The following is an 11,789-nucleotide window of genomic DNA, read 5'->3' on the forward strand; positions in this document are numbered from 1 at the left end:
AGGATGGACGTGCCGGGCTGCCCGGCGGGGCCGACCGTGATCCAGCGCATCTTGCCCTGTCCGACGTCGTTGCGTACCTCGAAGCCGAGGGTGTCGCGGTAGAAGGCCAGGGAGGCGTCCGGGGCGTCGTGTGGGAGGAAGCTCGTGTGAATGGTGATGTCCATGGCAGTCACGCTAGGTGCGGCTCGGGGGCCGGCGCTTCTCGATTCCTGATCGGTCTGGTCACCTGCTTCGCCACGCAGGACGGCATTCCCGCGGTCGCCTCCGCCGCCTGGCGCCGGTAGACGCTGGGCGGCGCACCGACCAGTTCGGTGAAGCGGGTGCTGAAGGTGCCCAGCGACGAGCAGCCGACCGCGAAGCAGACCTCGGTGACGCTGAGGTCGCCGCGGCGCAGCAGCGCCATCGCGCGCTCGATACGACGCGTCATCAGGTAGCCGTAGGGCGACTCGCCGTAGGCGCGCCGGAACTCGCGGCTGAGGTGCCCGGCCGACATGTGCACGCCGCGGGCCAGCGCCTCGACGTCCAGCGGCTGCGCGTACTCCCGGTCGATCCGGTCGCGGACACGGCGCAGCCGCGCGAGGTCGCGCAGGTGTTGCGCCGTGGCGGGTCTGCTGGTCACATGCGAATCGTACGTCGCGCGGGAGTCGCCCAGCGCCGCTGGTGTCCCACCCCACTCCGTGGACGGCAACCGTAAGCCGCGGTCGCGGCGGGTGATCTTCGGCAGTCCAAGGCTGCGCCGGTTCATGGCGAGGAGCAAGCAGACGCGCCTGGGCAACGAGGACCTGGCCACCGCCTGACCTGCCACCCAAGGCTGTCACACCTTCAACGGTATCATTGCGCCATAGGTGTAAACTTTGGCGTTATTTCCCGCTGTTGACGAGAGCCTACCTTCAAAATGCGGTTGCGACCCATCGATCTGGCGCGCGAGCACGGCCTGTCCACGCAGGCGGTGCGCAACTACGAGGAGGCGGGGATCCTGCCGCCGGCCGAGCGCTCGCCGCACGGCTACCGCGTCTACGCTCCGCGCCACGCGGCGGCGTTGCGGACGTTCCTGGTGCTGATACCCGCGCACGGCCACGCGGCCGCGGGGGCCATCATGCGGGCCGTGAACGGCGGCGCGGCCGAGGAGGCGCTGCGGCTGATCGACGAGAGCCACGCGCAACTGGCCGGCGACCGGTGCACGCTGGAGGCCGTGGAACGGGCACTGGGCGACCTGGCACCGCCGCGTGATCTGGAGCCGGGTGTGACGTTCATCGGGCCGCTGGCGCGCAGGCTCGGTATCCGGCCGGCGACGTTGCGCAAATGGGAGCGGGCCGGGCTGATCGTGCCCCGGCGCGACCCGCGCACCGGCTACCGCGTCTACACCTCCGCCGACGTGCGTGACGTGCTGCTGGCACACCAGTTGCGGCGGGGCGGGCACGGGCTGGAGCAGATCGCGCGGGTGCTGGAGCAGGTGCGGGCGGCGGGCGGAGCGGAACCGCTGCAGGCGACGCTGCGGGAGTGGCGCGACCGGCTGACGGCGCGGGGCTTGGCGATGCTGGCGGGCGCGGGCGCGCTCGACACCTATCTGGGGACGTCGTAGCACCTGACGGCGAGTTCACAGGTGGTCGCACGAACGTTTCCTTTGTGGGTGACCGGCCTCGACCCGGTGCCGGGCGGCCGCGGAAGTTCGGACCTCGGGCACGCCGGCGCGGGCGCACGGCTCGCCGTCGCCGACGCCGTCAGGTCCGCGCTCGTGCGGCATCGGGACCACCGCTTCGACGATGGCGGCGCGGGTGCGGGCAGGGGCGATCGTCAAGCCTTCGGCAACCGGCGCGCAAGGGATGGCACCGATCGGTTCGACCTTTGAGGCCTTCGATGACAGATCCGCTTGCCGCCGACCCGCCTCGCCGCCGGCATGTCCTCCAGCATGCCGATCGTCGTCTACTTCGCCGGCACCGGCCTGGGCATCGCATTCAGCGGCGCGACCATCCCGGCGCCGGGAGATCGCCGGCAGCTCGCCTGGGCCGGATCAAGACGGACGCCTGACGGGAACCGATGGCCGCGGCTCACCCCTGGACGGAAGTCCCACAGCAACGTCCAGGCGCGACCACCTGGTCTTCACGTCTTCACGTCTTCACGTCTTCACGGCGCCGGCCGGGTCCGGTGGGCGGTCTGGGATAACGCTGGGTTCGCCGTGCCTGAGGCCGTGTCACGGGTCCGTGGCCCGCCGGGCGCGGAGAGCCCGGAGCTTGTGGCGGTTGCCGCAGCGCTCCATCGCGCACCAGCGCCGGGCGCCGGGGCGGGAGGTGTCGACGAACACCAGCGGGCAGTTGTCGCTCGCGCACTCGCGGATGCGTTCGGCGAGCGGCCCGGACAGCAGTTCGATCATCTCCCGCGCCAGCGTCGACAGTGCCTGCGTTGCCCGCACCGGCGGCGCCCACCCCGCGGTCGTGCCGTCGGCGGCGAGCGCGGGGATCAGCGGCGCCGCGGCCGCGGCCCGGTTGATGGTGGCGACGGTTCCGGTGGGGAGGGGGTGACGCGCCGCCTGGGCGTGTGCCGCGTCCCAGATCGCCTGGCGGAGGGTCTTGGCCGCGGTCAGCTCGCGGGCCGTCACGGGGACCGTCATGACCGCGGCCAGTGGCGGCTGGGCCAGCCATTCACCGAGGTCGGCAGGCTCGTGCAGGGTCTCGAAAACCGCGTATCGGCCCTCACCGCCGGTGTGGGCGAAGTCCAGGCAGACGGCGCCGGCATCGAACCGGAACGACCCGCCCTTGGGGTCGTGCAGCACCCGTCCGGTTGCGTTCGCTCGCATGACACTACTATAACTGGTGTCGAACGAAACCAGTATGACCGGTGTTATCGTCAAGAGGAGAGCGACACATGGGTGTACGGCATATCAACCCCGAAGGACTCCATCGCAGCCCGGCCTTCAGCCAGGCCGTCGTGGTCGAACAGCCGACGAAGACGATCTACGTCGGCGGGCAGAACGGCGTCGGCGCCGACGGCAAGGTCGTCGGTCCCACGGTCGGGGAGCAGTCCAGGCAGGCGTTCCGCAACCTCACGACCATCCTGGAGAGCGAGGGGGCGAGCCTGGCGAACATCGTGCACTGGCGCATCGCCGTGGTGGACGGGCACACGTTCGACGAGGGGGTGGCCGCCTTCCAGGAGGTGTGGAACCGGGCCGACCCGCCGCCGGCCATCACGGTCCACGTCGTGGCCGGCCTGGGCCCCGGCTTCCTCGTCGAGATCGACGCCGTCGCCGTCGTGTGACCCCCTTCGACGCCGCTGTCGGCCTCGCCGTACCGCCGCCTCTCCCGCCTGCGGAAGGGACACAGCAGGTCGATGATGACGGCGCCGCCGTGCTCGCGGCCTGCGACGCCTCCTCAACGAACACCGGCCCCGCGTGTTCGGCCGAGATGGCGGGCAGGTCCGCCTCCGGGACGCCGAAGATCTCGCGCAGGCGGAGATGCCGCGCTACCGGCGCGTCACGCGTGCTCCGCGCAGAAGCAGCCAACGCCCTTTTCGATCCACTCCTGGCCGACCCACTCCGGGTGCCGCTCGATCATCAGCGCCTTGACCTCCGCGACGATTGTCTCCTGGGTCATAGCCGAGTCGCGCCGCACCCAGGTCTCGTCGCGCAGCAGCTCGAGATAGTCACGGACATCGACCAGCAACTGCGGGCCGGAGATGTCGCCGTGGCCGGGCACCACCACCTTCGGGCCGGTCGCGACCAGGCCGCGCATCACCTCGATCCAGCGCAACCCCGAGACGTCGGTGTCGTACGGCGGGAACCACGGGAAGATCGAGAACTGTCCGGCGTCGACCAGGTCACCGGTGAACAGCACACCCGCGTCAGGGACGGTCACCACCTGGTCGCCCTTGCTGTGGGCGCGTCCCGTGGCACGCAGCCGCACGACCCGGCCGCCCAGGTCGAGCTCGTACGCGCCGTCGTAGACCGCGTCCGGTGTGACCGGCTCGACGTCTTCCAGCTGCCGCGCGATCGGCGCGCCGAGGCCGCGGAACATCTCGAGGTAGCCCGGCCCCTTGCCGGCCAGGTCCGCTGCCTGCGCGCCGTTGACGAGGTACGTCGCCTCGCCCGCGAAGGCTTGCGCGCCGAACGCGTGCTCAGGGTGGAAGTGCGTCGTGGTCAGGTAGAGCTTGCGGCCCTTGGCGTACTCGGTTGCGAAGGCGAGCACCTTCTCGCCGTTGCGCGGTCCCATGCCGGTCTCGACGACCAGCACAGAGTGGTCGCCGCCGATGACGCCGATGTTGGGCACGAGCTCCGCCCCGCGGTTCGGGATCACCACCAGGTCGCGGGCGAGTTCCCGGACCTGGGAGATCTCGACGATCGGCTCGTGGGTGAGGGGTTCGGAAGACATGCTCCGACCCTGCCGCCGGCGCGTGCCCGGCGTCCAACACCGATTCCGCAATCCCGATATCCGCGAGGCGGACTTCACCGACCCCACCACGGGACTGCGCAACGGCCTGGCCGATGTGGCGCTCACCCGACTGCCCTTTGACGACATCGGCATCAGCACGCGCGTGCTGCGTTCCGACCCGGTCGGGGTCGTCCTGCGCGCGGACGACCCGCTGGCCGGCCGCGACACCCTGTGCCTGGCCGACCTCGCCGGCCGTCCCTGGTTCCAGTTGCCAGAGGGCACGGACCCGGTCTGGCGCGCCTACTGGAACGGGGCGACGCCCGTCGGCGAGCGGCCTGCCGGCCCGGTGGTGCGCACCGTCAACGAATGCACGCAGGCCGTCCTCTGGAACGGCATGGTCGGCATCGCGCCGCTCACCCATGCCCTGCCCGACGAGCTGACCTGGGCGCCCCTGACCGACATGCCCCCGAGCCTTCTTGTTGTCGCCTGGGCGACCGAGCATGAGAGTCCCCTGATCCGCTCATTCGCCCACATCGCCGTTAACGCGTACCGGTCGGCGCAAACGTAGCCGAGTCCGTGCGACCGGCGCCGCTGCAAACCCGTTTCCGCTGCTGTAGGGCACCGACAGGCCGCCGATGTTCCTCCTCGACGGTGCGGACCGGAAGCCGATCGTCCGTCGCCGTACGGAACGGCCAGGTCCCCGCACCGCCGTCGTCCGCCGTCAGCGATCATGCGAAGATCTTTATCCCGTTGCGCCTGGGGCGCCGAACATGTCAGCGTCAAGCCCGCTGGACGGTAGTTACGACACAGGTGGTGTGAAATGAGGTATGCGGGGCTCGCGCTCGCGTTCGTGTCCTCGTGGTGTTTCGCGTTCTCGGGGCCGATGGCCAAATACCTCATCACCGCCGGGCTGACGCCGATCGAGGCGGTGTGGACGCGGATGGCGGGGGCGGGGCTGTTACTGGTGGCCGCGCTGGCCGTGACCAGGCCGCGGGCGTTGCGGATACCCCGCTCCAGGTTGCCGTTCTTCGGGCTGTACGCGGTCATGGCGGTGGCCGGGGTGCAGTTGCTCTACTTTGTCGCGATCACCCGGTTGCCGGTGGGGATCGCGTTGCTGCTGGTGTGCATGGCGCCGGTGATGGTGGTGGCGTGGGTGCGGCTCGTACGAAAGGCACGGCTCGCGCGGGCCGCGTACGTCGGGGCGGTCGTCGCGGTCGTGGGCCTCGGGGTCGTCGTCGAGGTCTGGCAGGAGGTACGGCTGGACGTGCCGGGCCTGCTGCTGGGGTTGCTGGCCGGAGCATGCTCTGCCGGATATTTCCTGATGAACGATAGCTTTGGCGACGACGTGGACCCGCTTGGACTCATCGCCTGGGGGATGACGGGGGCGGCCGTGGTGCTGACCCCGTTCGCCCGGCCCTGGAACATCCTGTGGGACGCCTTCATGGTCTCCGCGACGCCCGCCGCGGGTGGCGGCCGGATGTTGCCGGTGCTGGTGGCGTACCTGTGGATGGTGCTGGTGGCGACCGTGGTCGCGTACATCCTGGGGGTGCACGCCGTGCGGCGGCTCTCGGCCGCGGTGGGCGCCACCGTGGCGTCGCTGGAGGTCATCGGCGGCGCGATCGTGGCCTGGGCGCTGGTCGGCGAGACGCTCGGTGCGTTCCAGATCGTGGGCGGGCTGATCGTGTTGTCCGGCGCCCTGCTCGCCCAGACCGCCACCGGCTCCGCCCTCGCCGTTTCAGAACCGGGCACCGGTCCTTGAAACGGCCGGATCCTTCGGCGGTTCGCGGGTAGACGCCGTGCGGCGAGAAGGAGGACTCGCATGTCCCGTGTTCAGCTCGCCTTTCGCGTCTCCGACCTGGAAGGCTCGATCGCCTTCTACTCCAAACTGTTCGGTACCGAACCCGCCAAACGTCGCCCCGGCTACGCCAACTTCGCCATCGCCGAGCCCCCGCTGAAGCCGGTGCTCCTGGAAGGCGAGGCCGGCCACGACACCCGCCTGGACCACCTCGGCGTCGAAGTGACCGACACCGACCAGGTCACCGCGGCCACCCGGCGGCTGAAGGACGCCGGGCTGGCCACCTTCGAGGAGAACGACACCTCCTGCTGTTACGCCCTGCAGGACAAGGTGTGGGTGACCGGTCCCGGCGCCGAGCCATGGGAGGTGTACGTGGTCAAGGCCGACGCCGACGTCCTGGGCAAGTCCGCCGCCCAGGGCCCGGCGACGCCCTGCGCCTGTGGCCCGGACGGGGACCAGGCCCCCGGCCGGCCGGTCGGCACCGCGGCGAACACCGGCTGCTGCTGACGACCTGAGGAAGATCATCCCGGGTTGGCCCGCAGCGGGCCTTGGCCGTACCGCCCGTGGTCGAGGGGCGGTACGGCCAAGACCCGCCCGGCCGGAAGGTGTGATGCGGGGGCCGATCCGGCAGTAGCCCTGCCCCCGCACGAAGGCGATCAGGATCGCCACGACCGGAACGGGCCACAACGGCAGACCAAAGGGATCCCTCGGTATGGCCCCTGGTTCCGTTCGATGTCAGGCGAACCTGAGGTCAGCGAACCAGCCGGAAGAACGCGCGGACATCGGTGACCAGCAGGTCCGGTGCCTCCATCGCGGCGAAGTGGCCGCCCCGGTCGAACTCCGACCAGTGCACGATGTCGTGTTCGCGCTCGGCGATCCGCCGGACCCCGGCGTCGCCGGGGAAGACGGCGACGCCGTGAACTTCTCCACGATCCACGCCAGCTGCGCCGCGGGCGAGTCGTGCAGTCCGAACGCGAGGGTCTGCGGCCGGGTCGCCTGGATTATCGCGTAGCCGGCCCGGTCCTGGTCCTGGTACTGGCCGAGGCGGGCGAGTTCCGCCCGGGTCAGCCCCTCGAACTCGGCCGGGTCGCCGGTCGGGAACCCGAGCGCGCCGTTGACGTGTACGCCGACGACGTTCTGGGGCGCGATGCGGCCGAGCGTCGGCGAGATGACCGAGCCGCTGTCGCCGCCCTGCGCGCCGTACCGAGGTAGCCGAGCCGGTCCATCGGTTCCGTCCACGCCCGCGCGACCCGCTGCAGGTCCCAGCCGGTCTCGGTGGTCGGACCGGAGAAACCGAACCCGGGAATCGACGGGGCGACGAGGTGGAACGCGTCGGACCGGTCGCCGCCGTGCGCCGCCGGGTCGGTGAGCGGTCCGAGACTGGTCCGGCGCGGAGCTCGCGGAGCGACTCGGCATCACGACGCGGACCGTACGGCGGGATGTGGACCGGCTGCGGGAACTGGGCTATCCCGTGCACGCCACGGCCGGCACGCCGGGTTACCGGCTGGGCGCCGGGTCCGACCTGCCCCCGTCGCTGCTCGATGACGACGAGGCGGTCGCGGTCGCGGTGGGGCTGAGGACGGCCGCCGGGGAAACGGTCGCCGGGATCGAGGAGACATCCGTGCGGGCGCTCGCGAAGCTCGAACGAGTGCTGCCCGCACGGCTGCGGCATCGCGTTCACGCGCTGCAGTCGATGACCGTGCCCATGCCGGGGGCCGCGGCGCCGGTGGACCCCGAGGTGCTGACCGCCATCGCCGCGGCCTGCCGGGACCACGAGGGACTGCGGTTCGACTACCGGTCGCACGAGGGGCAGGAGAGCCGCCGTTCAGCCGAGCCCCATCGGCTCGTGCATTCGGGGCGCCGGTGGTATCTCGTGGGCTGGGACATCGACAAGGAGGACTGGCGGACCTACCGGGTCGACCGGCTGCGCCTGAGGACGCCGAACGGGCCCCGCTTCGTCCCTCGGGATCCGCCTGACGAGGACCTCGCCGCCTACATGTCCCGGGTGATCTCCAGTGCCCCGTACCGCTACCAGGCGCGCCTCACCATGCACGCCCCGGCGGAGGTCGTGACCGGGCACATGCCGCCGACGGTGGGGGCGGTGGAGCCCGTCGACGCGGAGACCTGTGTCCTCCTGTGCGGTGCGAACAACCTCGACGAGATCGTCGTGTGGGTCGCCCTGATGGACATCGGGTTCGAGGTCCATGAACCACCGGAGCTGATCGGGCGGATCGGCGTCATGGCCGACCGTCTCCGGGCGGCATCGGGAACCACGGGTAAGGGCTTCGGCGATGCGGACGACTCCGGCCGCCCGCTCGGCTGAGAGGTCGGCGGGCGGCCCCGGAACCGTTGCCGCCGGCTGACAAGAAGCCGGGGAGGCCGCCGGCTTCGAGATGCGCAACGACGTCGGAACCGGCAGGACGCGCTGGATTCGGGTGGGGACCGCCACCTGAAACTCCATGATCTCCAGGGCCACCTCACGTCAGCGCGCCGTGGATCCAGCGCGTCGCTCATGGCGCGAGCGTGCGAGGTGATGGGCCGTACGCAGCAGCTCACGGGTTGCCGCTCCAGTGCGCGAGCCCGGGTTCACCACCGCCAGCCAGCCGACGGTGCCGTAGACGGGGTGCGCGATCACGGTGTCGACAGCGCCGGGGTCGACCTCGGTGGTGGCTGATTCGCGTGGTGCGTGACCGGTCCACCGGATGAACGCCTCTTTACCGGCGGAGATGTTCACGCGGAAGGTGTCCGGCAGGTCCAGGCGCGATGCCTCGTCGCCGGGGTAGTTCTTGGTCACGACCGTCGCGAAGGGCTGGGTCGTTGCCGGGATGACACCATCAGGCGCGTAGTAGAAGAACGTGTCGCCCCAGCTGATCTCCGGCGAGCCGTCGCCGGGTGCCGGCCTGAGGGTCAAGACGCCGTCGAGGCCGTCGATGAAGCCAATGATCTCGTCTATGGTCATGTGCTCTAGCGTGGCATTAAAGTGCTTATGGAGACTTTGGGGCTGAGGATAAGGGGCTTCAGGGTGTCAGGTCTCAAATCGCGGGACATGCGTACCGTCGACGTCGCTCGGCGTGCCGGGTACTCCGTTCAACAGGTGCGCAATCTCGAACGCGACGGTGTGCTGCCGCCGGCGACGCGTACGGCCGTGGGCTACCGGATCTATGGGGAGATACATCTACAGTCCGCGTTGGCCTACCGGGCCCTCGCGGCGGGCGCGGGCCCGATCGAGGCCAAGAAGATCGTTCGAGCCGTCCACCGGTTCCCTGCCTCGCAGGTGCTCGCCCTTCTCGACGCGGCGCACGCCCGGCTCCACGCAGAGCGCACAGAACTGAAACAGGCCAGGGAGGCCGCCCGGACGATCTCCAGCGAGCCGATCGAAGACGTGCGCGCATCGGACTCGATGGGCGTCTCCGAACTCGCCGCCGCCCTCGGCGTGCGTCCTTCGACGCTGCGGCACTGGGATGCCGAGGATCTTGTCGTCCCCGACCGCGATCCCGCGCGAGGAACGCGACGATACACACCCGACCAAGTGCGAGACGCACGGATCGTTCACCAACTGCGCAGGGCCGGTTACCGCATCGCACCCCTTCGTGCCCTCATGCCGGAGCTACGGCGCGCCCGCCGGCTGGAGGACGTCGCCTCGGTGCTGGCCGCCAGAGACGCCGGTCTCGCGGCGCGCTCCAGAGCCCTCCTCGACGGTGCCGCCGCCCTCAGTGCTGTGCTCTCGCCTGCCACCTCCCCGAGCGGCAGCTGACAGCCTGGGATCCGCTGTCCTGAGAGCCGTGCACCGGTGAGGAAACGGGCGGGCCGCCATCCGGCTACTGTTGCTCCGCATGACTCACACCGAGATCGAGATCAGCGCGGAGCTGGTCCGGGATCTGCTGCGCGACCAGCACCCCGACCTGGCCGATCGCCCTGTGCGGCTCGGCGCGCGTGGCTGGGACAACCAGCTCTGGCGGCTCGGCGACGACCTCGCCGTCCGGTTGCCCTGGGCGACGCGGTCCGCGGACGCGCTGCTGCGCAAGGAGCACACCTGGCTGCCCGTCCTCGCCCCGCGCCTTCCTCTGCCGGTTCCCGTCCCGCGGCGCCTCGGCGAGCCCTCCACTCTGTTTCCACGACCTTGGATCGTCACCACCTGGGTGCCGGGCGAGCCTGCCGACCGGGCCCCCGTCACGCGCGGCGCGGAGGCGGCCGACGTCCTGGCCGCTTTCCTGGCGGCTCTGCACCAACCCGCCCCCGATGAGGCGCCCGCGGGCCGCTTTGGCCGCGGAGGGTCGCTGGCCGACCGCTCTGAGGGGTTTACCGAACAGCTCGCCTCGGCCACCGAACTGGGGCTCGTCTCCGACCCGGACGCCGTCCGCGCGGTCTGGGACGACGCCGCCGCCGCGCCCGGCTGGGCAGGCCCGGCGCTGTGGCTCCACGGCGACCTGCATCCGGCCAACATCCTCACCGCGGACGGCACGATCTGTGGCGTGATCGACTTCGGCGACCTCTGCGCCGGCGATCCGGCCTGCGACCTCGCCGCCGCGTGGACCCTGCTGCCGGACGGCGCCGCCGACCTCTTCCACGCCGCCTGCCAGCCGGCCCCGGACGCCGCGACCCTGCGCCGCGCCCGCGGATGGGCGGTGGGGCAGGCCCTCGCCGGCATCCTCATCGGAGAGGCCGGCGTCCGCGGCCGCCCAGGCGGCAAGGCTACGTGGGGCCCACCCGCCCACGCCGCACTGCGACGCCTCATCGCAACGGCCCACCGCTGATCGTCTCGGATTCGGAGGCGGGGCCGGGCTCGCGGTGCTGAAGGCGGCCCTGAATCGCCTGACCGGCTAGCCTGGCCGGACTTCGTCGCCGACCCTCAGCTCGCCGAGGTTCCTGGGCACCAGGCGGATACCGAACCAGGTCTCTCCGTCCCAGCGGCGGTGTTTGGCCAGGGTTCTCAGGGGTTCCTTGCCGCGGTCCTGAGTGACCGGGTCCCAGATGGTGGCGGCGCAGCGGTCGCACAACCCCGAGACGCGGAAATCGACCTCGCCGATGCGGACCGACGTCCAGGTGTCCTCCGCGAAGGGTTCCGCGCCGTCGATGATGGCGTTGGGCCGGAGGCGGGCGACGTCGAGGGGGGCCGGGGGGTGCTCCTGGCGTTCCATGGCACCTTCGGCGATCCAGTCGTCCAGGCGCTGGAGCGAACTCCTGGAGACGAGCATGAGGGGCCCGTCCCAGAGGCCGCCCTGTTTCTCGGTGATGGTCCGGCGTCCGGGGTCGTCCAGCCAGATGAGGCGAGCGGGCATGCCGAGCAGGCGGGTGAACCATTCGTGGGCGTCGGCGTGGGCGAGCACGGCTCGGTCGAGGTTGGAGCAACCTAGCGAGATCGTGTCGCCGGTGGCCGGGGGGACCTTGAGTTCGCCCATGGCCTTCGCCGACAGGTGAAGACCGCCTTCGGGGGTCTCGGCGGCCGAAACTGAGAGAAGCCGGGGGTGTTCGCCTACCCAGATCAGTTCTCCCAGCGGGTCCACCACGGCCCAGCGGCGGTCGCCTTCCAGACCCCAGGGGAGTACTTGGGCGGATGGGCGGGAGATGCCTCTGGTGGATTTGATGGGGTAGGTGCGGATCTCCGCTAGTTCCATTGGGCAAGGATAGGAGGA

The 11,789-nt window shown here is 70.8% G+C and carries 16 protein-coding genes and 1 pseudogene; 10 read left to right on the plus strand and 7 right to left on the minus strand.

Going from position 1 to position 11,789, the window contains the following annotated elements; all coding sequences use genetic code 11:
- Both AB0K21_RS38440 and AB0K21_RS38445 read right to left on the minus strand, forming a co-directional pair.
- Positions 1-164: VOC family protein (locus AB0K21_RS38440; RefSeq protein ID WP_364157348.1), on the minus strand; the 164-nt coding region annotated here is incomplete at its 3' end.
- Positions 165-169: 5 nt separating this feature from the next.
- Positions 170-619: a helix-turn-helix transcriptional regulator gene (locus AB0K21_RS38445; RefSeq protein WP_343981511.1), complete on the minus strand. Its 450-nt coding sequence runs from the start codon at positions 617-619 to the stop codon at positions 170-172.
- A 276-nt stretch (positions 620-895) separates the two neighbouring features.
- On the opposite strand from AB0K21_RS38445, the gene AB0K21_RS38450 reads away from it, so the two are divergent.
- Both AB0K21_RS38450 and AB0K21_RS38455 read left to right on the plus strand, forming a co-directional pair.
- Positions 896-1,582, plus strand: coding sequence for a TioE family transcriptional regulator (locus AB0K21_RS38450; protein WP_364157189.1), 687 nt, complete (start codon positions 896-898; stop codon positions 1,580-1,582).
- Positions 1,583-1,630: 48 nt separating this feature from the next.
- Positions 1,631-1,849 (plus strand): hypothetical protein, encoded by a 219-nt coding sequence (locus AB0K21_RS38455; RefSeq protein ID WP_343981517.1) that lies wholly within the window; start codon positions 1,631-1,633, stop codon positions 1,847-1,849.
- 342 nt (positions 1,850-2,191) lie between these two features.
- On the opposite strand, the gene AB0K21_RS38460 is transcribed toward AB0K21_RS38455, so the two are convergent.
- The gene (locus AB0K21_RS38460) at positions 2,192-2,794 is read right to left on the minus strand and encodes a CGNR zinc finger domain-containing protein (protein ID WP_343981519.1); all 603 of its coding nucleotides are present in this window, start codon (positions 2,792-2,794) and stop codon (positions 2,192-2,194) included.
- Between the two features lie 68 nt (positions 2,795-2,862).
- On the opposite strand from AB0K21_RS38460, the gene AB0K21_RS38465 reads away from it, so the two are divergent.
- A complete protein-coding gene (locus AB0K21_RS38465) occupies positions 2,863-3,252 on the plus strand; it encodes a RidA family protein (protein ID WP_343981521.1) in 390 nt (129 codons plus the stop codon).
- Between the two features lie 215 nt (positions 3,253-3,467).
- On the opposite strand, the gene AB0K21_RS38470 is transcribed toward AB0K21_RS38465, so the two are convergent.
- A complete protein-coding gene (locus tag AB0K21_RS38470) occupies positions 3,468-4,361 on the minus strand; it encodes an MBL fold metallo-hydrolase (protein WP_343981524.1) in 894 nt (297 codons plus the stop codon).
- 22 nt (positions 4,362-4,383) lie between these two features.
- Here AB0K21_RS38470 and AB0K21_RS38475 point away from each other — a divergent pair, with 22 nt between their 5' ends.
- The 3 genes from AB0K21_RS38475 (at position 4,384) to AB0K21_RS38485 (ending at position 6,663) form a co-directional block, all read left to right on the plus strand.
- Positions 4,384-4,929 carry a LysR family substrate-binding domain-containing protein gene (locus AB0K21_RS38475; RefSeq protein WP_343981528.1) on the plus strand — a complete coding sequence of 182 codons (546 nt, stop codon included), beginning with the start codon at positions 4,384-4,386 and terminating at the stop codon, positions 4,927-4,929.
- A 252-nt stretch (positions 4,930-5,181) separates the two neighbouring features.
- Positions 5,182-6,120, plus strand: a complete 939-nt coding sequence (locus AB0K21_RS38480) for an EamA family transporter (protein WP_364157196.1) — start codon at positions 5,182-5,184, stop codon at positions 6,118-6,120.
- Positions 6,121-6,180: 60 nt separating this feature from the next.
- Positions 6,181-6,663: an ArsI/CadI family heavy metal resistance metalloenzyme gene (locus tag AB0K21_RS38485; RefSeq protein WP_343981534.1), complete on the plus strand. Its 483-nt coding sequence runs from the start codon at positions 6,181-6,183 to the stop codon at positions 6,661-6,663.
- 244 nt (positions 6,664-6,907) lie between these two features.
- On the opposite strand, the gene AB0K21_RS38490 is transcribed toward AB0K21_RS38485, so the two are convergent.
- Positions 6,908-7,093: a hypothetical protein gene (locus tag AB0K21_RS38490; protein WP_343981537.1), complete on the minus strand. Its 186-nt coding sequence runs from the start codon at positions 7,091-7,093 to the stop codon at positions 6,908-6,910.
- Between the two features lie 23 nt (positions 7,094-7,116).
- On the opposite strand from AB0K21_RS38490, the gene AB0K21_RS38495 reads away from it, so the two are divergent.
- Positions 7,117-7,368 carry a hypothetical protein gene (locus tag AB0K21_RS38495; protein WP_343981540.1) on the plus strand — a complete coding sequence of 84 codons (252 nt, stop codon included), beginning with the start codon at positions 7,117-7,119 and terminating at the stop codon, positions 7,366-7,368.
- 163 nt (positions 7,369-7,531) lie between these two features.
- A pseudogene (locus tag AB0K21_RS38500) lies at positions 7,532-8,479 on the plus strand (WYL domain-containing protein); the annotation flags it as partial.
- Between the two features lie 159 nt (positions 8,480-8,638).
- Here the strand turns inward: AB0K21_RS38500 and AB0K21_RS38505 are convergent.
- A complete protein-coding gene (locus AB0K21_RS38505; RefSeq protein ID WP_364157201.1) occupies positions 8,639-9,115 on the minus strand; it encodes a DUF6194 family protein in 477 nt (158 codons plus the stop codon).
- Between the two features lie 87 nt (positions 9,116-9,202).
- On the opposite strand from AB0K21_RS38505, the gene AB0K21_RS38510 reads away from it, so the two are divergent.
- Together AB0K21_RS38510 and AB0K21_RS38515 are read left to right on the plus strand one after the other, a co-directional pair.
- Complete coding sequence (locus AB0K21_RS38510) at positions 9,203-9,910, plus strand: MerR family transcriptional regulator (protein WP_364157204.1); 708 nt, start codon at positions 9,203-9,205, stop codon at positions 9,908-9,910.
- Positions 9,911-9,989: 79 nt separating this feature from the next.
- Positions 9,990-10,910: an aminoglycoside phosphotransferase family protein gene (locus AB0K21_RS38515; RefSeq protein WP_364157207.1), complete on the plus strand. Its 921-nt coding sequence runs from the start codon at positions 9,990-9,992 to the stop codon at positions 10,908-10,910.
- Positions 10,911-10,976: 66 nt separating this feature from the next.
- On the opposite strand, the gene AB0K21_RS38520 is transcribed toward AB0K21_RS38515, so the two are convergent.
- Complete coding sequence (locus AB0K21_RS38520; protein ID WP_343974022.1) at positions 10,977-11,771, minus strand: MOSC N-terminal beta barrel domain-containing protein; 795 nt, start codon at positions 11,769-11,771, stop codon at positions 10,977-10,979.
- Positions 11,772-11,789: the final 18 nt, after the last annotated feature.

It is taken from the genome of Streptosporangium sp. NPDC049248 (assembly GCF_040678965.1).
Taxonomy (GTDB): domain Bacteria; phylum Actinomycetota; class Actinomycetes; order Streptosporangiales; family Streptosporangiaceae; genus Streptosporangium; species Streptosporangium fukuiense.